This window comes from Marinoscillum sp. 108, from assembly GCF_902506655.1.
Lineage (GTDB): Bacteria > Bacteroidota > Bacteroidia > Cytophagales > Cyclobacteriaceae > Marinoscillum > Marinoscillum luteum.
Window position 1 is genome coordinate 1,543,071 of record NZ_LR734808.1, and the last position, 20,238, is coordinate 1,563,308.

The window sequence follows — 20,238 nt, forward strand, 5'->3', positions numbered from 1 at the left end:
CTTTCAGTCGAAACCTAAGGCATTCAGGTATTCACTCTGGATGGCCGCAACCTTGCCTCCATATCTTCCAAACCAGATAAAATGACCCGCACCCTCTATGGTGCGGAACGTCACTTCATTGTTCAGCCTCTCGGATGCTGTCACGAAGTATTCAGCTGTTGAGTAAAGACAATTTCCGTCATTCTCGCCATGAATAATCAGCATGGGTGGCAAACCGTCTTTGATCAGGTGATTCGGAGAAATCTCCTTCACCAGCTCTTTGTCATTCAAGGTCTTTACGATCCATTTTGAATTGTCCACAGTCAAATCAAAAACCCCGGAAACAACCATTAATGCATTGGGTTTCGCGCTGAAATTAAGGTCATCAGACTCTTCATTCCAGCTTTCTGCCAGGACGGTCGCTAGAGCCAAATGCCCTCCGGCTGAATTTCCCGTTGCCACAATTTCGTCCGGATTGATTTTGTATTTCACAGCATTTTCCCGGAGCCAACGCACCGCAGACTTAGCATCTTTCACGGCCTCAAAAGGCAATGTACCATGTCGTCCTTTTATCCTATACTCGATGGCTGCAGCCACCCAACCCCGTTTGGCGAATTCCTCACCTTCTCCAAAAAACCAGTCTGGCTTTCCCTCTGACCAGCTACCACCATGAAAGTAGAGGATGGTTGGCCGCTGACCGGTGAATTTCTGTGAATCCGGAAGAAACAAGTGCATTTCCAACTCATACCCATCCACTTTCTTATAAATCTCGATGAGATGCGCTGCCCTTGCGTGCTCATATTTCTCGTAAGCCGCCTTCACTTTCCTTATGGCTTCTTCCTGGCTACAAGTGGCTACAAACTCATCATAGATGGGGCTGATGTTTTTGACTCCATAGTTATCCATGTGATTCATTAGATATTCCGCTCGCCAATAATCTCTGACCGCTGAATCAGAGAAGCGCCTGTTAATACAAGCCCAAACAGCTTCCAACTGCTGATTATCGCTTTGGTCGTAGGCTCCAGTGGCTATCGCTTCGTTGGCATCTATGGTGAGTACCGCCTGCACATACGCTCGAAAATCTCTGTTGGAGAGTAAATCCGGATTATTTAAGTCGGCAGCATGCCCGGTTATCCTTGATTGCTTCTCGGCGGGAAGAGAAACCTGCTCCCCTGTATAGTCCTGATGATGATAAGGATACTCCAATAAGAACTTATCGAAAAAATACTGAATCCCTACGTTTTCATCTCGAATGACCGCAGCATCCAACTGATTGCTGTATTTATTCAAGTGGGCATAAAAGATGCCCTCCAGCGAATCAATGGTGGCACTAAAACGAATCGGGTCGACAGCATTGAATGAAGCGAAATCGGAATAGATATCCTTGATTATTTGCCGGGCAAACACTTGCTGCTCTGCGAAATACTGATCCTTGATGGCTTCCGCGCTGGTCTGCGCAAAGGAAAATTGGTGGATCAGAAACAGGGTGAGTAGGGCTAATGATTTTTGCATGCGAAAAGATAATGATTTACGCCATACGGCATAGCCTTTCACCTTGACGTTTGCTTGCTCAGAGGCATCACTCAGACTTGACTTTCTGCACCACATAAGACGTGATGGAGCGCACTTTAGAGCCCTTGGCACTGGTGAATTCGTAGAAATCCGCAAATCCAAAAACATTCCCGTCACCCATCACTATCTCTCCATTGATGGCAGCTTCCTTGCCATGGGTGACAATGCTGTGAATGGTGAGCTCGGTCGCCTTATTGTGCGCCATTTCCATAAGTGCCGCTGCAAATGGCTCCTTGCCGATGATGGGCTCATCCCCCACCAAAGTCCAAATAACGTCGTCCTCCAGGTACTGCATGGCCTGTGAAATATCATAGGCCGCAAATAATACGGTGAGGTCTTTAATCAGCTCCTTCTTGGGCGCATTTTCACAACTGGTTCTGATATTCAATTTCATCTCTTCCGGATTTACTCAAATGAACTTAGTAAAATCAGAGGTTTTCCGCAACTCACCTCGGTGGTTGGTCCATTTATACTTGGTTTAGAACCTCAATACGCTAAACGGATTATTGCTTTAATCCACCTGGTGAAAATCATCCATCCATTGACGGGATTTGTCCATTTTATCCAAGTAACGCACTCCCCAATTTTGTCTTGTCGATAATGACCAGAACAAAAAAACCAAGAAAATGGAAAATGTAACTGTTGTGGACTTTAATGTCCCTACCAAAAGTGAAGTATCTCCAACCAATCAGGAGATTTTTGACAAACTAAATGGCGCATTGGGTTTTGTCCCGAACCTCTACGCGACCATAGCCTATTCAGATCATGGTCTCAAAAGGTATTTGGACTATCAAAATGCCAAAACATCCTTATCAAACAAAGAAAAGGAAGCCGTAAACCTTGTGGTCAGCCAGGTAAATGGGTGTATCTATTGCCAAAGTGCTCACCTTGTACTAGGAAAGATGAATGGGTTTGATGACAATCAATTACTTGACATCCGAAAGGGACAAAATGAAAATCCAAAACTCAATGCTTTGGTGAAACTGGCCGCAGACATTACTCAAAACAGGGGTAATGCAAGTAATAGCAACATCGAGGACTTTTTCTCCCAAGGCTATACCAAAGAAAACCTTGTTGATTTGATCCTTCAGATAAGTGACAAGACGGCAATGAATTACCTACACAACCTCACCAAGGTTCCTGTAGATTTTCCGGTAGCCGAAAGTATATAAATCAACAGCTCAAGGAGGGAATGTGGCAAGATTGCATTCCCTCTTTTGAATTTTACCTTAAATTATTCTGAAATGAATCAAGAAAAAAGATACCCACTTCCACCCTTTACCATGGAAACTGCACTCGAAAAGGTGCAAAAAGCCGAAGATGCCTGGAATTCCAAAAACCCGATAAACGTTTCAAAAGCTTATACACAAAATTCCGAATGGAGAAACAGAACCCAATTTATCAATGGTCGTGAAGAGATTGTCGAATTTTTAACAAAGAAATGGCAGCAAGAAAGAAGTTATAAACTAAAAAAGGAACTTTGGGGATTCAGGGAAAACAGGATCGCAGTGCAATTTGAATATGAGTATCAGGATGAAACTAATCAGTGGTATAGAGCATATGGTAATGAGCTCTGGGAGTTTGATGAGAATGGACTCATGCAAAAACGTTTTGCTAGCATCAATGACTTAAAGATTGACGAAAGTGCCAGAAGGCTGACATAATATTGATACCGTGGAAAAACAAAACAATTTAACCCTCATCAATCCTCAAACAGGAAATCTGGCTTTCAAGCTTTACACTTTCGAAAGGAACAATCCATTTGATCATATTCAGAGGCCGGGCTATTATTCATTGATTTGGGTGAAAAAAGGAAATGGGAAACTAAGAGCCAATTTTTCTGAGTATCCATTCAGCCAAAACTCCTTGCTCTCATTTTCACCATACGAACCTTTTATGCTCAAAGCCACTGAACCCATAAGCGGTTTGGTTATCAATTTTCATCCCGATTTTTTCTGCATCCATAAGCATCACAAGGAAGTTGCGTGCCACGGCGTATTATTCAATAACATTTACGACCCTCCGTTGATCAGTATTGATAAAGGAACAGAGGGAAATCTTGAAATGATCATCAGCCAAATTCAAATAGAATTACAAAAACCAGCTTTGGCTCAGTACGAATTATTGGTTTCATATCTCAAAATATTCCTAATCACAGCATCCAGACTCAAAACAGAACAGCAGGCCGACGCTCAAAAGGTGACTGCAGAAAATGAAGAGCCTTTTATCCTCCAAAACCTAAAAAATTATATTGAAACTCACTATAAAACAAAGCATACCGCCAGTGACTATGCAGATATGCTCTCCATTACACCGAAAGCGTTAACCAAATTAACCAAGGTACATTACCACAAGACTTTAACTGATTTGATCTCCGAGCGCATTATAATTGAAGCCAAAAGAGAATTGTATTTAACCAATAAGAACATCAAAGAAATCGCCTACGAACTAGGCTATAACGATGAATACTACTTTAGCAGGTTCTTCAAAAAAAACACTGAAGTATCTCCTCAACTATACAGAGAAACAATCGGTTTTGATAAAGCTTCCTCCTTGTAGTGGCAAACGAAGAAAGGAGTAAAGAAAGAAATCCCGCCACATACTCCTCAGCAAGTGAATTGAGCCCCTACACAGATGTGATAATCGCCTATGTGACAATCACTCTTATCCATGGTGACGAAGCAATCCTCTGTTCGTTCTGATTCGTTTGCAAAGGCCCGTGCGACAAGCTACTTTTAACGTACGTTGACAACAAAACTCCCATATAAAGAATGACTTCAAAAGTCAGTAAAGTCATCCTGCTATTGTTAATTCCTTTCGGTCTACTCGCTCAGGAACAAAATCTAAATAAGAAGAGGTTCAATACACTGCTGATCGGTGGGGGTACACTATATACCGTCAGCATGATCGGTCTGGGTTCAGTTTGGTATCAGGATTTCGGAAGGTTCCATTTTTTCAACGACAACAACAGTTGGGGCTATATGGATAAGCTCGGACATACAACCACCGCCTATCAAATAGGACGACTAAGTGCAAAAAGCCTGGCATGGTCGGGATTAGACCATCAGCAGGCTACCTGGTATGGCGGAATGACCGGATTGTTCTTTCTGACAAGCGTAGAAGTTTTTGATGGACTATCTGAGGATTGGGGGTTCTCTATCGGGGACTTTACAGCCAATACCCTGGGTTCCGCGGCGTTTATCAGTCAGGAGCTCATCTGGAGTGAACAAAAAGTCATGCTGAAATGGTCATACTCCGGCTCACCATATGCGCAGTACCGACCCGAGCTGCTCGGCTCCAGTAGCAGCCAGAGGTGGTTAAAAGATTACAATGGTCAGACTTATTGGCTCTCCACCAACCTCAGAAGCACTATTTTTCAAAACGCTTCGCGCTTACCTAAATGGCTCAATCTGGCCGTCGGTTATGGCATTGATGGATACACAGGCGGCAACAGTAACCCATCGGAAAACGAGGCAGGTCAGACACTCCCCGAATTCACTCGTTCTGGTCAATATTATCTCTCACTCGACGTGGACCTGACTAAAATAGAGACTCGGTCCAATCTGATAAGAGGCCTCCTCGGGGCTTTAAACTTCATAAAGATTCCCTTACCGGGAATAGAATATAACCCGGAAAATGGATGGAAATATCATTGGCTGGCTTTTTGAATAACTTTGGTAACATGCAGGATTATCGATCCTATGAATGGGGTTCTTTTGGGGTTCAAATCTTCCTGTGAAAATGTAAATTGAATAAAATGATGATGTACAAATTTCTGCTTTCTTTAGGCATAATGATACTGACTTCCTTTCAGTTATTGGCCCAAAAGGAACCTGTGAAAGTCGGTGTGGTAGGGCTCACTCATACCCATGTACATTGGATTCTCGGACGTGAAGACCGGGGCGACATCCAGGTGGTTGGTATTGTGGAGCCCAATCGGGACCTGGCCAAACGATACTCAGAGCAGCACGGATTTCCCATGAGTATGGTCTTTGATAGCATGGATGAAATGATTGATCGCATCCATCCGGAAGCTGTCACGGCCTTTGGCACCATATACGAGCACCTGGAAGTTGTGGAGAAGTGTGCGCCTTTGGGCATTCATGTCATGGTAGAAAAACCATTGGCGGTAAGCCTGGAGCATGCGAAAAAGATGGAAGCCCTTGCCCAAGCACATCACATACACCTGCTCACCAACTATGAGACCACCTGGTACCCATCCAACCATAAAGCCTATGAGTTGCTGAAATCCGGTGCAGTGGGAGATTTGCGAAAGGTGATCATACGCGACGGACATAAAGGACCCAAGAAAATAGGAGTAAATGATGAGTTCTTAGATTGGCTTACAGACCCCGTTCAAAACGGCGGTGGAGCCATTATGGATTTTGGTTGTTACGGTGCAAACCTGATGACCTGGCTGCAAGATGGACAAAAGCCCAATACTGTAACTGCCATAACCCAACAACTACAGCCCGAAAACAACCCAAAAGTAGGTGACGAAGCGATCATCATTTTGACTTATGATGATTCCAATGCCATCATTGAGGCATCGTGGAACTGGCCCATTGGGAGAAAGGACATGGACATTTATGGGCTAAACGGAGCTATTTATGCCGACAATCGCAACCAACTTCGGGTAAGAATGGCCGAGGGCTACGATGGCTATCAGGAGGAATCCCATCAACTGGAAGAGCGACCAGCACCCCTGAATGACCCTTTTGCCCTATTGGCTGCCGTCATCCACAATGAGGTCGTGTTGAGCGCCAACGAGCCCACCTCACTCCAGAATAACATGATTGTGATGGAAATACTTGAAGCTGCTCGTAAAAGTGCTGAAACAGGAAAAACAATTACCCTGGACAAATAGCCTTTCACTTCTTTGTGGCTAACAATCACCTTTTCGGACTAGTACTCCCAGGAAGCTAATAACCTACTTCCCTTTCACCTTACTGCGGCGTAAATACTCGAGCGCTCCTATGGCTATCAGCAGTCCGAGAAATTCCCGGGTACCTTCTATCCATGATTTAGTCACTTTCATGGCTCCGAAAAGTTCGGACTTATCAGGATTGCCCAGAAACTCCACAAAAACCGGCACATACATCAGTGAATAAAGCCCAAAAATGACCATAAAAGTAGTGACCAGTGGCTTGAAATTGAGCTGACGAAGGTAGACCTTCAGAACTGCTACCAGCGTCACCACACCATAGATCAGCATCCAGAGTAATGGATCAGGATCGTTGTATTGCAGTGCCGCGAAAGCGATAAAAATGACGGCTATCAGGTAGTGGATGTTCTTTGTGCTCATGATGCCAAAGTTAATGAGAGAAATAATTACAGCCTCACCCCTGACTAAATCTATAGCCTTGTGCTATTGATCAGCATCATTTGATGGAAACATAGTATCCATATGTCTATTTCCTTCTGGATTGAGCTTGGGCTTGGTATCTTAAATTCCCTAAACAACATACCAACCCGTATGAACAGACGCAATACACTCAAGGCACTGGCGGCCGCCTCGGTGGGCACCGTGGCACTTGGCTACTGGGCCAAAGACCTTACTTTCATCAAGGACCTGATGAGTAACTCATTTTTCAAACCAAGTGAGCAGGACCTCATCACCTCCATTGCAGATACCATCATCCCCAGAGGAGCTTACTATGGAGCTGTAGACCTGGGCGTACCGGTCTATTTGTTGGGCTTTTTTGAGAAGTGCCAGGAAAAAGAGGAACAGGATAAGCTGAAATTGCAGCTGGCTGCACTAAACATGGCCGCCAATGAAAAATTCAATAATGACTTTGTGGACTGCACCACAGAGCAAAGGGAACAGCTCCTCACCGAATGGTCCGAATCCAAAGTAGAAGCTGAGCAGGATTTTTTCAATCTGATGAAAGCCGAGACCATCACAGGATTTCGCACCACGGAGGAAGTGATGACCAATCACTACCACTACCGCGTAGTACCCGGCCATTTCCTGGGCTGTGTAGACATTCATCAACCTTTCGTATCATAATCCAATCATGCTGCAAGATTCTAAAAAGAAAAGAACATACGATGCCATCGTCATTGGCTCTGGAGCCAGTGGTGGATGGGCGGCCAAAGAACTCTGCGAAAAAGGGCTCAAAACCCTGGTGCTGGAAAGAGGCAGGGATGTGAAGCACGTGCAAGACTACCCTACCGCCTCCAAGGCGCCCTGGCAGTTTGAATTTCGCGGGACTGTCCCCATCGACCAACGAATGGATTATCAGAACCTAAAGCGAGTCAGTGCAGACTCCCTCCATTGGAACATCAAAGATGAGGAGCAACCCTTTGTGGAGGAAAAGCCCTTTAGGTGGTTTCGCGGCTACCATGTGGGCGGCAAGTCGCTCCTTTGGGCAAGACAAACCCAACGCTGGAGTGATATGGATTTCGAAGGGCCGGTGCGTGACGGCTTTGCTGTGGACTGGCCCATCCGATACAAAGACCTGGAACCCTGGTACACCCATGTGGAGAAATTTGCCGGTATCGCAGGCAACAAAGATGGCCTTCCGGAATTACCCGACAGTGAGGTGATGCCGGCCTTTGAGATGAGCTGTATAGAGAGTCATTTCAAGGAAAGCCTGAAGAAAAACTATGGCGACACCAGGCACCTGATCAACGCCCGATGTGCCCATCTAACTGATCCGCAGCCCATTCACATGGAGCAGGGCCGATCCAAATGCCAAAACCAAAACATGTGCCGCAGAGGTTGCAATTTTGGGGGATATTTTAGCAGCAATGCTTCTACCCTCCCCTGGGCGATGAAAACCGGAAACATGACCCTCCGCCCTGATGCCGTGGTACATTCTATTATTTACGATGAGGAGCAGCAAAGAGCCGCGGGTGTACGTATTATTGATGCGCATACCAAGAAGATGATAGAATTCTACGCAGACATTGTCTTTGTCAACGCCTCTACCTTCAACAGCAACGCCATCTTGCTTAACTCCACCTCCGGTCGGTTTCCAAACGGCCTGGGCAACGACAATGGACTTATGGGTAAGTACATCTCCTGGCATAACTATAGAGGCAAGGCCAATGCACAGTTCGAAGGGTTTGCAGACAAAGTGACTAGTGGCCGCAACCCCAGTAATGCCTACATTCCCCGGTTCAGAAACCTGAGGAAGCAGGAAACCGATTTCTTAAGAGGCTACGCCATTGGGATAGGTGGTGGCCGATGGATGGGGCCGGATACACAGGGGATCGGTTTGTCCCTGACCGAAAACTTGCTCAACCCCAAACATGGGCTCTGGAGCATTAGCAGCTGGATGATGGGCGAGTGTGTACCTGTAGAAGAAAATCACCTCCGGTTACACCCAGAGCTGAAAGACAAATATGGCATCCCTCAAATCGTGATGTCCTGCGATTGGACAGAAAACGACGACAAAATGGTCGCGGACTATGTGGAACAATCCAAAGAGATGTTTGAAAAAGCTGGTTTCATCAATATTACCGCAGAAGACACTCACTCACCTCCCGGATCAGATATCCATGAGATGGGTGGCGTGCGCATGGGGCATGATCCGGAGACTTCCCTCCTCAATGAGTGGAATCAGCTCCATCAGTGTAAAAACGTCTTCGTGACGGACGGAGCCTGCATGACCTCTACCGGCACGCAAAATCCTACACTCACCTTCATGGCTCTGACCGCTCGTGCAGCCAATTATGCCGTGGATGAAATGAAAAAAAGAAACCTTTAATTATTAAAATACAAAATCATGAAAATATTAATACCAGCTCTCCTACTGGGCCTTTTCCTCACCAACTGCCAGCCGGCAAAAAAGGAACAAGCCAAAGAAACCATCGCCGATGAGCCGCTCTTTACCGAACCTTTAGGCATCGCGCCTTTTACTTTTCGCAGAAGCTTTCCCAATGGAATCCCCGAAACCCTGGACACCATCGTGAGCATAGGCTTTACCTCCATAGAAGGTGGGGGTGGCGACATGGATCCTTACGAATATAAAAAACTATGCGAATCAAAAGGGCTCACCATTCCCTCCATGGGTACAGGCTACAACACGCTAGTAGAAGACCCTTTGTCAGTGATAGAAAGAGCCAAAATCCTGGGGGCCGAATATGTCATGTGCGCCTGGCTGCCACATGAGAAAGGAAACTTCACACTCGAAAATGCCAGGAAAACCGTGGAGGACTTCAATACCTTTGGTAAGATCCTGGCCGATAGTGGCATCACTTTTTGCTACCATGCCCATGGCTACGAGTTTCAGCCTTATGAAGACGGCACTTTGCTCGACTATATCATCCAAAACACCAATCCGGAATATGTCTCATTTGAAATGGATATTTTTTGGATTCAGTTTGGTGGTGGTGACCCTGCTGCCCTGCTGGACAAATACGGTAGCCGGTGGAAACTCATGCATGTGAAAGACCTCAGAAAAGGAGTTCAGAAAGACCTGACCGGCCTCACCGATACAGACAATGACGTTACCGTAGGTGATGGAGAACTAGACATCCCTGCTATACTCAAAGCGGCCAAACGTGCTGGAATCAAACATTACTTCATAGAAGACGAAAGCGACCGGATCATTACTCAAATCCCCAAAAGCATAGAATACCTGAGGAGCTTGAAAATATAAAGAACATCACGTCCAATTAAATTAAAAAGGAGCACCCGATCGGCAGCTCCTTTTTGATTTAATTTACCCTTTGGAATTAACAGATATTACTCTATGAACACCACTGATTGGCTAGGGTCCGTTGGCGTCTTTCTCATCCTGCTTGCCTACCTGCTCAATACCTTGGGAAAGCTCACTACGAAGGATTTGGCATTTATCCTGCTCAACCTGACCGGAGCAGCACTCGCTTGCCTTGCTTCTATCCTTTTAGATTATCTTCCTTTCATTATCTTGGAAGGTGCATGGACAGTGGTATCCTGTTTTTCATTGGTCCGATACCTGAGAAATCCTCTTCATTAACCACAATTCAAATAGCCTATGAAACCTACAAACTCGTTCTTTCTTCTGATTTGCCTGATGGCCCTGGGCTGTCAGAGCAAAAAAGCAGCGAACTCCGAACCCGCTCCTGAACGTCAATATTATGAGCTAAAAACTTACACAATGGCTACTGACCAGCAGGTGAGCATGACGGATCAATACCTCCGTGAGACATACCTGCCGGCAATGAAAAGATTGGGAGTCGCTAACATTGGCGTATTCAAACCGAGACCAAGCGAAGCAGACTCTAGCCAAAAAATCGTCGTGCTCCTGCCACTCACCTCTATGGATCAGCTATTGACCATCACAGATCAACTGGTTGAGGACAGTATCTATCAGGCGGCGGGTGCTGACTACCTCAATGCGCCACATGATAACCCACCGTATGAGCGGATAGCATCTGTGCTTTTGAGGGCCTTCACGGAGATGCCTATGATGCAAACGCCGAAACTATCAGGAGCACGTGCAGACCGTGTATATGAACTTCGGAGCTATGAATCAGCCACAGAAAAGTATTACTGGAGTAAAGTGGATATGTTTAACGCCGGCGGAGAAGTCCGTCTCTTTAATAAATTAGAATTCAACGCAGTGTTCTATGGTGAAGTCATCTCAGGCGATAAAATGCCCAACCTGATGTACATGACCACCTTTACCGATCAGCAAAGTCGTGATGCTCACTGGAAAGCATTCGGTGAGAGTCCGGAGTGGCAAGCCCTTAAGGTGATGCCCAGGTATGCCAATACCGTGTCTCATTCTGATATTTACTTTCTATACCCTACAGAGTACTCGGATTACTGACATGTAACATTCTCAACAATCATTAAATAGGGCAATTGGCCCTATTTTTTTGTCCCCATATTTATTTTATCACATAACGATACATTATATATCCTATACCTTTCCCAATACCTTCTTTATGGCTAGATTTAGAGTGAATATGACGCTTAACCTAACGCTATATTTCATACCTGATAGATGAGAAGGATACTTTCGACTACCATCTGGAATAGCAGCAGGGCTTTTGCCTCACCCGTTATTCTGATCGGTTTTTTGGTTTTAGTAAGCTGGATTCTTGATATTGAATTTATCAAACGGCCTATTCCCGGACTGGTGGCGATGAACCCGGCCACAGCGATTTGCTTTATCCTCTCCGGCCTTGCCCTCTGGCTGTTGACCTCTAATTCGGCCAGGAACCATTCAGAGCAGTATAAGTATGGCCTTATGCTCACTGGTTTGGTGTTGATTATTGCCACAGTGAAGATAGTGGGCGTTCTTCTGGAAGTAGACAGCCATGTGGACACACTACTTTTTTATGAGAGACTGGAGAATGATCTCGTCGGAAACATCAGCAACCGAATGGCCCCGAATACAGCTCTGGCATTTCTGCTCGCCTCCATTGCGCTCTTCATCCTCAACTATACCACACGAGGTAATCATGTGCCTGCCCAATTCATTGCCATGAGTATCGGCATGGTCGGCATCCTCTCCATATTGGGATACCTCTACCAGGTAAAAGTGTTTTACGGTTTCCTGAAGCATCTTCCCATGGCCATCAACACGGCAGTCAGCTTTCTATTGCTGTCCCTCGGGATATTGTTTGCCAAACCACATAAGGGACTCATGGCGGAGTTTACCAGTGACTATTCGGGCGCTAAAACGGCGCGAATTCTCATTCCGGCGGCCATCTGCATCCCCGCTCTACTGGGGTTTCTGCGACTATACAGTGCGTGGAAAATGTCCATCTCCATCGAACTAGGCTCTGCTTTATTGATCCTGAGTATTATCATAGTCTTTCTGGTACTCATCTGGTTAAGCACCAGAATGCTCAATCGCGAGGATGCACTAAGAAAGGAGGCCGAAGAAGAAACCCAAAAGGTCAATCAGCAATTGGAGGCATTCTCCTACTCGGTGGCTCATGACATGCGCGCACCGCTCCGTGCAGTCAATGGTTACGCCCAAATGCTCAAGGAGGATTATGAAAACATCCTGGATGACGAAGGTAAACGGATCATCGGCATGATTACCACCAGCTCCGTTCAGATGGGCAGGCTGATAGACGACCTGCTGGCCTTCTCCCGATTAGGAAGAAAGGAAATTCAAAAGACGGAAGTTGATCTCAACAAACTCGTAGTGAACGTACTTTCCCAGGTTCAAAAATCCACGCCACATCAGGCAAAAGTTGTCGTGAAAAAATTACATTCAGTCTATGGAGACTACACGTTATTACATCAGGTGGTCTACAACCTGGTTGCCAACGCGGTAAAATATTCCTCAAAGCGAGAAACCCCACAGATAAATATTTCCACCAAAACCAAGGATAAAAGCCTGATATTTAAGATTAAAGACAATGGTGCAGGATTTGATATGAAGTATGCCGACAAGCTCTTCGGTGTATTTCAGCGATTACACATGCCACACGAATTTGAAGGAACCGGTGTGGGCCTGGCCATCGTTCACCGAATCATTACCCGGCATAATGGGGAAATCTGGGCCAAAGGTCAGGTGGATCAGGGAGCTACTTTCTATTTTTCACTTCCATTAAATCACAATCAATATGAACGTACATGAAATTGAAATTTTACTCGTAGAAGACAGTGTAAGTGATGCAGAACTGACGATCAGGGCATTGAAGAAGCACAATATGGCCAATAAACTGGTGCACCTGGAAAATGGTGCCGAAGCATTAGACTATCTCTTTGCCAATGGCGCATATTCCGAAAGAGAAGTCAAAAATGTTCCAAAGCTTATTTTACTGGACATCAATATGCCAAAAGTAGGTGGTATAGAAGTACTCAAACAGATAAAAGGTGACGAGCGCACACGGAAGATTCCGGTGATCATGCTCACCTCCTCCAAGGAAGATCCGGATATAGACAAATGCTATGACCTGGGCGCCAATAGCTATGTGGTAAAGCCCGTAGGCTTTGAATCATTTATGAAAGCCGTATCTGAGCTTGGTATGTATTGGATGCTACTCAACCAGCCATCTTCTCATTAAACCCCAAAAGGAGTGCGGTACTAGACCACATTGACTTCTCGCTCCAGCTCCACCCCAAAGGTAGAAAAAACGGACTTCTGTATTTCCATGGAGAGTTTGAGAATGTCTTTTCCTTTGCCGTTCCCATGATTGACCAGCACCAGCGCCTGTTTGTCATGCACGCCAATATCTCCGATGCGTGTACCCTTCCATCCACACTGATCGATGAGCCAGGCCGCCGGAAGCTTCACTGACCCCTCGTCTACTTCGTAGCCCGGAATTTCCTCAAAAGCGGCCTTCAGCGAGTCAAAATACACCTTCTCCACTACCGGATTTTTGAAAAAGCTCCCCGCATTCCCAATCTCCAGCGGATCAGGCAGTTTGGATTGGCGAATGTTGATCACCGCCTGACTCACATTCTTAAGGGTGAGTTCTTCCACGCCCATCTGCTCCAAGGTCTCCTTCAGGTTGCCATAGGTAATGTTGAACTTGGGTTTTTTGGAAAGCCTTAGATAAACCCGGGTGATGATGTATTTATCCTTTCTCGGACCTTTAAATACAGAATAGCGGTAGCCAAACTTGCAGTCCTCGTTATAAAAACGGCTGATTTTCCCTGTTTTCACATCATAAGCGTCCAGAGAGTGAAAAACTTCTTTCAGCTCCACACCATAGGCCCCTATATTCTGCATAGGGGCTGCACCTACTGTGCCCGGTATCAACGAAAGGTTTTCGATCCCTGCATAGCCATGCTCCACTGCCCAGAGCACACACTGATGCCAGTTCTCGCCTGCTCCAAAGCTTACAATCACAGAGTCGGCACTATCCTGCTCCACGGCGATGCCTCCAATTTCCATTTTCAGCACCAATCCTAAAAAATTCCTGGTGAACAACACATTCGATCCTCCACCCAAAACGAGCTTTTTGACAGTCTTAAACTTAGGGTTAGCGTAGAGTTCCTGCAGCTCTTCCGGCTGTGTGATCCCTGCCTTAAAGTTGGCCCGGACATCCAGACGAAAGGTATTATGGTCCTTCAATGAAAAGTTCTCCTCAATCAGCACTGTAGATGGGTTAGAATGAAAAACAAACGTATCAATTAAAACGCAATTTTAACCATTTCGGCATTACGTCCGCCTCCCTAAGTTTGGGGATTTATCAACGGTCGGCATACAATACTTCCCCACCGATGATCGTCATTTTCACCTTAGTATTGAGGATCTCGTCTTCGGGAATCGTCATAATGTCCCGATCTAATATGGTGAAATCAGCCAGTTTACCTACTTCCACACTCCCCACGCTTTGCTCCATAAAGGCCCCATAAGCCGGCCAGAGGGTATAGGATTTCAGTGCTTCTTCACGGGTCATTTTTTGAGCAGGCTCATAGCCCCCTTCTGGGGTTCCTTTGAGTGTCTTTCTGCTGACCGATGCATAGAAACTGGCCAGCGGACTGACGGGCTCTACTGGTGCATCTGTACCATTCACGATGACCGATCCATTGTCGATCAACTCACTCCACATGTAGGCACCATTCTCTATGCGCTCCCTGCCCAGCCTGTCAATAGCCCAGGGCCTGTCAGAAGACATATGAATGGCCTGCATGGCCGGAATCACCCCAAGCCGGGCAAACCTAGGGATGTCATCCGGGTGAATGTGCTGCGCGTGTTCTATGCGAAACCTGTGATCTTGCGCAATCTCAGGATAACGCTCCAGCGCCTTTTCATAAATATTCAGCACCTCCCGATTGCCCCGATCACCTATGGCATGGGTACATACCTGAAACCCACTGGCCGCTGCCCGCATCACCACGTCTTCAATTTGATCCATTGGGGTCACGTTGTGGCCATGCACACCTCTGGCGTCGCTATATTCTTCCAGTAACCAGGCGCCTCTCGAACCAAGGGCACCATCCGCATAGAGTTTTACTGACCGGATGTTGAGGTGCTGATCATAAAGACCACTGCGAGGGCCTGATGCAAAATATGTTTTTAACAAAGCAGTGTCCGCACCTGAAAGCATCACATGCAGTCTGAGCTTCAGCCGATTCTCCGATGCAAACTGCTCAAACAAGGCCACATCGGCCTGATCTGACCCGGCCTGATGGAAACCTGTGAGTCCATTGCTCAGGCACTCCTGAATGGCCCGCTCCAATAAATCAGACTTGTACTCAGCCGATTTGAGGGGTAGTTTCTCAACGATCAGTTTTTCTGCCATTTCATTAAAAATCCCTGTCGGCTGACCGGACACGTCCCGGAAGATTTCGCCACCCTCCGGGTCTGGAGTGGACTTATTTACCCCCGCCAGGTTCATGGCCGCCGCATTGGCCAGACTGGCATGACCACTGGCATGACTGAGCAGCACCGGATGATCAGGCACCGCCTCACTCAATGAATGGTGGGTAGGGAAACCATTAAACATCAGTTCGGGCACCTCATCCCACTTATCCTGATGCCAGCCACGCCCGATGATCCACTCACCCGCTGGCGTCACAGCGGCCCGCTCCTGCACCATACGCACCACCTCCTCATAGCTCCGGGCCTGCATCAGGTCCACATTGATGATATTGGCTCCAATGCCCATGATGTGGGCGTGCCCCTCTATAAAACCCGGATAAATATAGCTTTCGCTCATATCCAACACCTCTGTGCTATCACCCACCAAATCCCGAACCTGGTCATTGCTCCCCACAAAAAGGATCACGCCATCTTTCACGGCAATGGCCTCTGCCTCCCCTGCGTCGGGATTCAGTGTATACACTTTGCTATTCAGCAAAACCAGATCGGCCTTGGTTTGGGGCTTTTGGCAACCCCCTATTATAAAGGCCATTAGAAGCGTGATAACAGATAATTTTCTCATGTGAAGTAGTGATAGGTTTCAATCAGATAATAGAATCGAAATTACCTTTTTTTGTTTAATTCCTTTAGCTTTGCGCCTCCATTCAGGTGAATGGGCATTTCGATTCGTCGGGATGTATTGTTAACTAAATCCTTCATTCCCCTGACTCTAGGAATGAACGTGTATAAATAGAGTCATTTTTTAATTATGGCAGAAGATAAAAAAGACGAGCTTCAGGACGTGGAAAACACAGAAGCTCAGGCAGCTGAGACTCCAGAGGAGACAAAAGCAGTAGAAGCAGCAGAGGAGACTCCAGCTGAAGAAGCCAAAAAAGAAGTAGCTGAGGAAGTGAAAGCTGAGCCAGCGAAAGAAGAAGTAAAAGCTCCCGTAGCCAAAGAAGTGAAAGCTCCTGAGGTACAGGCGCCGATTGCAGAAGCTGAAGTAGACATTTGGGATACTGCAGTGGATGACGGTTTTGGAGAGGAGTACTCTGACAAAGACCGCAAAAAAATGGAAGCCCTTTATGAGGCTACCCTCAACCAAATCACAGAGAAAGAAGTGATGGCAGGAACTGTAGTGGGTATCACTGACAGGGACGTGATCATCAACATTGGCTTCAAATCTGACGGACTGGTAGCCCTTTCTGAATTCAGAGATGTGGAAGACCTGAAGCCGGGTGATGCAGTAGAGGTATATGTAGAAGAGCAGGAAAACGCCAATGGCCAGCTTGTTCTTTCTCGTAGAAAAGCCAAAATCGTGAAAGCATGGGAAAACATCCAGAAAGGTTTGGATGAAGACATGGTCATCAACGGAATGGTGAAGAGAAGAACCAAAGGTGGTCTGATTGTAGATATTTTTGGAGTAGAGGCTTTCCTTCCAGGTTCACAGATCGATGTGAAGCCTATCAGAGACTTTGATGTCTTTGTAGGTAAGAAAATGGAAGTGAAAGTAGTGAAAATCAACTACGCTAACGATAACGTGGTGGTTTCTCACAAAGTATTGATCGAGAAGGATATCGAGAAGCAGAAAGCTGTGATCCTCGAAAACCTGGAGAAAGGTCAGGTACTGGAAGGTGTGATCAAAAACATGACCAACTTCGGTGTATTCATCGACCTTGGTGGTGTAGACGGTCTGCTTCACATTACAGACATCTCATGGGGACGTATCAACCATCCGGAAGAAGTACTTTCTTTGGATGCTAAAGTGAACGTTGTTGTTCTTGATTTTGATGATGACAAGAAGCGAATTTCTTTGGGTATGAAGCAATTGACTGCTCATCCTTGGGATTCACTTGACAAAGACATGACGGTAGGTTCTAAAGTGAAAGGTAAGATTGTGAATGTAGCCGATTACGGTGCATTCCTCGAAATCATCCCTGGAGTAGAAGGACTGATCCACGTATCTGAAATGTCATGGTCTCAGCACCTCAGAAATCCACAGGATTTCATCAGCGTAGGTGACCAACTGGAAGCAGTGGTACTGACCATCGACAGAGATGATCGTAAGATGTCTCTTGGTATCAAGCAATTGACTGAAGATCCATGGACTAAGCAGGATGTACTGACTAACTACGCTGTGGGCACTAAGCACACAGGTATCGTAAGAAACCTTACCAACTTTGGCTTGTTCATCGAGCTGGAAGAAGGTATCGACGGTCTGGTACACGTTTCTGATCTTAGCTGGACTAAGAAGATCAAGCATCCATCTGAATTCGTGAAAGTAGGCGACGAACTGGAAGTGGTAGTGATGGAGCTGGATGTAGATAACAGAAGACTGGCCCTAAGCCACAAGCACCTGGAAGAGAATCCTTGGGATACGTTCGAAACCGTATTCACCAGAGGTTCTGTACACAAGTGTACCGTCATTTCTAAAAATGACAGAGGCGGTTTGCTAGAGCTTCCATACGGCCTTGAAGGTCAGGTGACGACTAAAAACCTTCAGAAAGAAGATGGCTCACAAGCCAATGAAGGTGAGACACTTGATTTTAAAGTGATGGAATTCTCTAAGGATGAGAAAAGAATTGTACTTTCACATACATCTACCTGGAAAGAAGGTGCTGAGCAGCCTGCTCCTGCAGCTGCACCGGCCCCTAAGAAAGGTAAATCATCGAAAGGCAATACACTCAACAAGATCAATCAGGAAACTGAGAAGTCTACCTTAGGTGATCTGGAAGCACTTTCCGCTTTGAAAGACAAGATGGAATCAGCTGCTAAGCCTGCTGCCGCCAAGCCTGCCAAAAAAGCAGCGCCTAAGGCAGAAGAAAAAGCGCCAGAAGCCGAAGGATCGGAAGAAGAATCAAAAGATTCTGAATAAATGAATGAGCCGGAAGGGATTTCCCTTCCGGTTTAATTTTATTCTTGTTTAATTTGCACCTGCAAAAAGGGTCGAGTGGCCGAGTGGCTAGGCAGAGCTCTGCAAAAGCTCGTACAGCGGTTCGAATCCGCTCTCGACCTCTTCTACAAACACCTCATCATTTTGATGGGGTGTTTTTGTTGGTACCCCACCCAGGGGCTGTAAGGGTGGATCAAGCAATATTTGTGCGGGGTGACACTCTATAATTATATTTTGTAAAATCGAACTAATCCACTTTAAAGTAGAAAGCAAGGGCGTAAAGGAGGGCGGGCCATCCAAGGCAAGTGTGAATCATTTTGACTCTCAAAAAATCCTAAAAAAGTGCAACCCAGATGAGTCAAAATGATTTTTTGCGTTGGTGCCTTTTCTTTTGCTTCGTTTTCTTTGGGCAAGCAAAGAAAATGAAGGGTATGTAGCAAATCAATTGGATTGAGGGATGTAAGGTATCAGGTAACTACGTCACCATCCATCTTTAATGCAATCTCCCCACAGGAATTCCGCTTGATCCGTAAACGTCTTGCAGGACTTAAAAACCAAAACGGCCTTTCGGACTACCGGGTACTGGTACAACCCCACATCGGTTTTAGGACGAGACCGTGCAGCACACCCCTATAGCCAATAATGGTTTGATCAGGATAGAAAATCTGCTAGATTTGGTAGTATTACAAGTGCATAGCACCACTGGTGGTTGTTAGGCGGTTGTTAGCACTTATTCAACCAAACGAAATTTGTGAGACCAATTCTTGTAATTATAGGCCTAATAATAAGTTTATCTACATATTGTCAATCGCTTATAGACAAGATGGGATTAGAATCATGTAAATGTCTAAATACCATCAATGCGGATGGAGACTCAGAACAAACTTGGGAAAAATTCAATACAACTTGCTGGTCAAGAATAATTGAGCAATTTAAGGATGACATAAATGCTCTTGAGTTTGATACGACCGATACTGAAATAGCAGAGGTGCCTGAATATAAAAGAGGTTACGAATTGGGGAAGATTGTTGGAGTCAGAGTATTCACTAACATGATTGATAACTGCGACGAATTCTATGAAATATTCAAAAAGATGATTCCTAAAGTTATAGATCCAAACACAGTTCCGATATATGGAGAAGGAGAAATTGATTCGTTAACAAACCACATTGAACTAGGGATTAATTTATTCGACAATTACTGCGATCGTGCTATTGCGTACTACAAAAAGAGTAAAACTAAAAAAGCCATTTCCGACTTGGACAAGGCAATTGAATTGAAACCAGATCAACCAACACCGCATATTTATAAGGGGATCATTCATCGTAACAATAAAAAATATTGCTCAGCAGCAAAGGAATTCGAAACTGCATATCAACTAGGATCCAACCCAATGATTCTGATCTTCTCAAGAATTTTGATCCGAGAATGTGGAAACTAACAAGTGCTAACGGACGATGATGGCGCATGGCCTAACTTAGCATTCTGCTAGGTGCCTGCTAAACATCCCGCTTATCTTCCGCCAAAAATCTATTGTGCTTTCTAATAAGTGCTGCTCGTGGGAGATTTTTATCTGTGTTGGCG

General features: G+C 45.7%; 19 protein-coding genes and 1 tRNA gene. 15 read left to right on the forward strand and 5 right to left on the reverse strand.

Annotated features, from left to right (window positions below; translation table 11 throughout):
* Window positions 1–3 precede the first annotated feature (3 nt).
* Window positions 4–1,491: an alpha/beta hydrolase gene (locus tag GV030_RS06400; RefSeq protein WP_159580923.1), complete on the reverse strand. Its 1,488-nt coding sequence runs from the start codon at window positions 1,489–1,491 to the stop codon at window positions 4–6.
* Between the two features lie 67 nt (window positions 1,492–1,558).
* The gene (locus tag GV030_RS06405) at window positions 1,559–1,945 is read right to left on the reverse strand and encodes a nuclear transport factor 2 family protein (protein ID WP_159580925.1); all 387 of its coding nucleotides are present in this window, start codon (window positions 1,943–1,945) and stop codon (window positions 1,559–1,561) included.
* A 232-nt stretch (window positions 1,946–2,177) separates the two neighbouring features.
* Here GV030_RS06405 and GV030_RS06410 point away from each other — a divergent pair, with 232 nt between their 5' ends.
* From GV030_RS06410 to GV030_RS06430, 5 genes are all read left to right on the forward strand, one after another.
* Entirely contained in the window at window positions 2,178–2,723 is a 546-nt protein-coding gene (locus GV030_RS06410; RefSeq protein ID WP_159580927.1) for a carboxymuconolactone decarboxylase family protein, read from the forward strand.
* Window positions 2,724–2,795: 72 nt separating this feature from the next.
* Entirely contained in the window at window positions 2,796–3,215 is a 420-nt protein-coding gene (locus GV030_RS06415; RefSeq protein ID WP_159580929.1) for a nuclear transport factor 2 family protein, read from the forward strand.
* 10 nt (window positions 3,216–3,225) lie between these two features.
* A complete protein-coding gene (locus GV030_RS06420) occupies window positions 3,226–4,110 on the forward strand; it encodes an AraC family transcriptional regulator (RefSeq protein WP_159580931.1) in 885 nt (294 codons plus the stop codon).
* A 212-nt stretch (window positions 4,111–4,322) separates the two neighbouring features.
* A complete protein-coding gene (locus GV030_RS06425; protein ID WP_159580933.1) occupies window positions 4,323–5,219 on the forward strand; it encodes a DUF2279 domain-containing protein in 897 nt (298 codons plus the stop codon).
* Window positions 5,220–5,308: 89 nt separating this feature from the next.
* Complete coding sequence (locus GV030_RS06430) at window positions 5,309–6,418, forward strand: Gfo/Idh/MocA family protein (protein ID WP_370519056.1); 1,110 nt, start codon at window positions 5,309–5,311, stop codon at window positions 6,416–6,418.
* Window positions 6,419–6,481: 63 nt separating this feature from the next.
* Here GV030_RS06430 and GV030_RS06435 read toward each other — a convergent pair whose 3' ends face one another.
* Window positions 6,482–6,856, reverse strand: a complete 375-nt coding sequence (locus GV030_RS06435; protein WP_159580935.1) for a transmembrane 220 family protein — start codon at window positions 6,854–6,856, stop codon at window positions 6,482–6,484.
* Window positions 6,857–7,027: 171 nt separating this feature from the next.
* Here GV030_RS06435 and GV030_RS06440 point away from each other — a divergent pair, with 171 nt between their 5' ends.
* The 7 genes from GV030_RS06440 (at window position 7,028) to GV030_RS06470 (ending at window position 13,515) form a co-directional block, all read left to right on the forward strand.
* A complete protein-coding gene (locus tag GV030_RS06440; protein ID WP_159580937.1) occupies window positions 7,028–7,561 on the forward strand; it encodes a gluconate 2-dehydrogenase subunit 3 family protein in 534 nt (177 codons plus the stop codon).
* 7 nt (window positions 7,562–7,568) lie between these two features.
* The gene (locus GV030_RS06445) at window positions 7,569–9,266 is read left to right on the forward strand and encodes a GMC oxidoreductase (RefSeq protein WP_159580939.1); all 1,698 of its coding nucleotides are present in this window, start codon (window positions 7,569–7,571) and stop codon (window positions 9,264–9,266) included.
* Between the two features lie 18 nt (window positions 9,267–9,284).
* On the forward strand, window positions 9,285–10,160 hold the full coding sequence (locus GV030_RS06450) for a sugar phosphate isomerase/epimerase (protein ID WP_159580941.1): 876 nt from the start codon (window positions 9,285–9,287) through the stop codon (window positions 10,158–10,160).
* Window positions 10,161–10,253: 93 nt separating this feature from the next.
* Entirely contained in the window at window positions 10,254–10,499 is a 246-nt protein-coding gene (locus GV030_RS06455; RefSeq protein WP_159580943.1) for a hypothetical protein, read from the forward strand.
* 18 nt (window positions 10,500–10,517) lie between these two features.
* Window positions 10,518–11,315, forward strand: coding sequence for an NIPSNAP family protein (locus GV030_RS06460; RefSeq protein ID WP_159580945.1), 798 nt, complete (start codon window positions 10,518–10,520; stop codon window positions 11,313–11,315).
* 177 nt (window positions 11,316–11,492) lie between these two features.
* Window positions 11,493–13,085: an ATP-binding protein gene (locus GV030_RS06465; protein WP_159580947.1), complete on the forward strand. Its 1,593-nt coding sequence runs from the start codon at window positions 11,493–11,495 to the stop codon at window positions 13,083–13,085.
* Complete coding sequence (locus GV030_RS06470; protein ID WP_159580949.1) at window positions 13,072–13,515, forward strand: response regulator; 444 nt, start codon at window positions 13,072–13,074, stop codon at window positions 13,513–13,515. Before GV030_RS06465 ends, GV030_RS06470 begins: the two co-directional genes overlap by 14 nt.
* 20 nt (window positions 13,516–13,535) lie before the next feature.
* Here GV030_RS06470 and murB read toward each other — a convergent pair whose 3' ends face one another.
* Together murB and GV030_RS06480 are read right to left on the reverse strand one after the other, a co-directional pair.
* Window positions 13,536–14,552, reverse strand: coding sequence for a UDP-N-acetylmuramate dehydrogenase (gene murB / locus GV030_RS06475; protein ID WP_159580951.1), 1,017 nt, complete (start codon window positions 14,550–14,552; stop codon window positions 13,536–13,538).
* A gap of 94 nt (window positions 14,553–14,646) precedes the next feature.
* The gene (locus GV030_RS06480; protein WP_159580953.1) at window positions 14,647–16,344 is read right to left on the reverse strand and encodes an amidohydrolase; all 1,698 of its coding nucleotides are present in this window, start codon (window positions 16,342–16,344) and stop codon (window positions 14,647–14,649) included.
* Window positions 16,345–16,530: 186 nt separating this feature from the next.
* Here GV030_RS06480 and rpsA point away from each other — a divergent pair, with 186 nt between their 5' ends.
* The 3 genes from rpsA to GV030_RS06495 all read left to right on the forward strand — a co-directional run bounded on the left by rpsA (window position 16,531) and on the right by GV030_RS06495 (window position 20,095).
* Window positions 16,531–18,636 carry a 30S ribosomal protein S1 gene (rpsA, locus tag GV030_RS06485; RefSeq protein WP_159580955.1) on the forward strand — a complete coding sequence of 702 codons (2,106 nt, stop codon included), beginning with the start codon at window positions 16,531–16,533 and terminating at the stop codon, window positions 18,634–18,636.
* Window positions 18,637–18,705: 69 nt separating this feature from the next.
* Window positions 18,706–18,776 (forward strand) — tRNA-Cys (locus tag GV030_RS06490).
* Between the two features lie 701 nt (window positions 18,777–19,477).
* Window positions 19,478–20,095, forward strand: coding sequence for a tetratricopeptide repeat protein (locus GV030_RS06495; RefSeq protein ID WP_221413292.1), 618 nt, complete (start codon window positions 19,478–19,480; stop codon window positions 20,093–20,095).
* Window positions 20,096–20,238 lie beyond the last annotated feature (143 nt).

Coding starts and splice junctions, on each gene's coding strand:
- GV030_RS06470 (WP_159580949.1), top strand. CDS start 13,072: ATGAACGTACATGAAATTGAAATTTTACTCGTAGAAGACAGTGTAAGT.
- GV030_RS06430 (WP_370519056.1), top strand. CDS start 5,309: ATGATGATGTACAAATTTCTGCTTTCTTTAGGCATAATGATACTGACT.
- GV030_RS06405 (WP_159580925.1), bottom strand. CDS start 1,945: ATGAAATTGAATATCAGAACCAGTTGTGAAAATGCGCCCAAGAAGGAG.
- GV030_RS06460 (WP_159580945.1), top strand. CDS start 10,518: ATGAAACCTACAAACTCGTTCTTTCTTCTGATTTGCCTGATGGCCCTG.
- GV030_RS06465 (WP_159580947.1), top strand. CDS start 11,493: ATGAGAAGGATACTTTCGACTACCATCTGGAATAGCAGCAGGGCTTTT.
- GV030_RS06480 (WP_159580953.1), bottom strand. CDS start 16,344: ATGAGAAAATTATCTGTTATCACGCTTCTAATGGCCTTTATAATAGGG.
- GV030_RS06435 (WP_159580935.1), bottom strand. CDS start 6,856: ATGAGCACAAAGAACATCCACTACCTGATAGCCGTCATTTTTATCGCT.
- GV030_RS06495 (WP_221413292.1), top strand. CDS start 19,478: ATGGGATTAGAATCATGTAAATGTCTAAATACCATCAATGCGGATGGA.
- GV030_RS06445 (WP_159580939.1), top strand. CDS start 7,569: ATGCTGCAAGATTCTAAAAAGAAAAGAACATACGATGCCATCGTCATT.
- GV030_RS06440 (WP_159580937.1), top strand. CDS start 7,028: ATGAACAGACGCAATACACTCAAGGCACTGGCGGCCGCCTCGGTGGGC.
- GV030_RS06400 (WP_159580923.1), bottom strand. CDS start 1,491: ATGCAAAAATCATTAGCCCTACTCACCCTGTTTCTGATCCACCAATTT.
- GV030_RS06455 (WP_159580943.1), top strand. CDS start 10,254: ATGAACACCACTGATTGGCTAGGGTCCGTTGGCGTCTTTCTCATCCTG.
- GV030_RS06450 (WP_159580941.1), top strand. CDS start 9,285: ATGAAAATATTAATACCAGCTCTCCTACTGGGCCTTTTCCTCACCAAC.
- GV030_RS06425 (WP_159580933.1), top strand. CDS start 4,323: ATGACTTCAAAAGTCAGTAAAGTCATCCTGCTATTGTTAATTCCTTTC.
- GV030_RS06410 (WP_159580927.1), top strand. CDS start 2,178: ATGGAAAATGTAACTGTTGTGGACTTTAATGTCCCTACCAAAAGTGAA.
- GV030_RS06415 (WP_159580929.1), top strand. CDS start 2,796: ATGAATCAAGAAAAAAGATACCCACTTCCACCCTTTACCATGGAAACT.
- rpsA (WP_159580955.1), top strand. CDS start 16,531: ATGGCAGAAGATAAAAAAGACGAGCTTCAGGACGTGGAAAACACAGAA.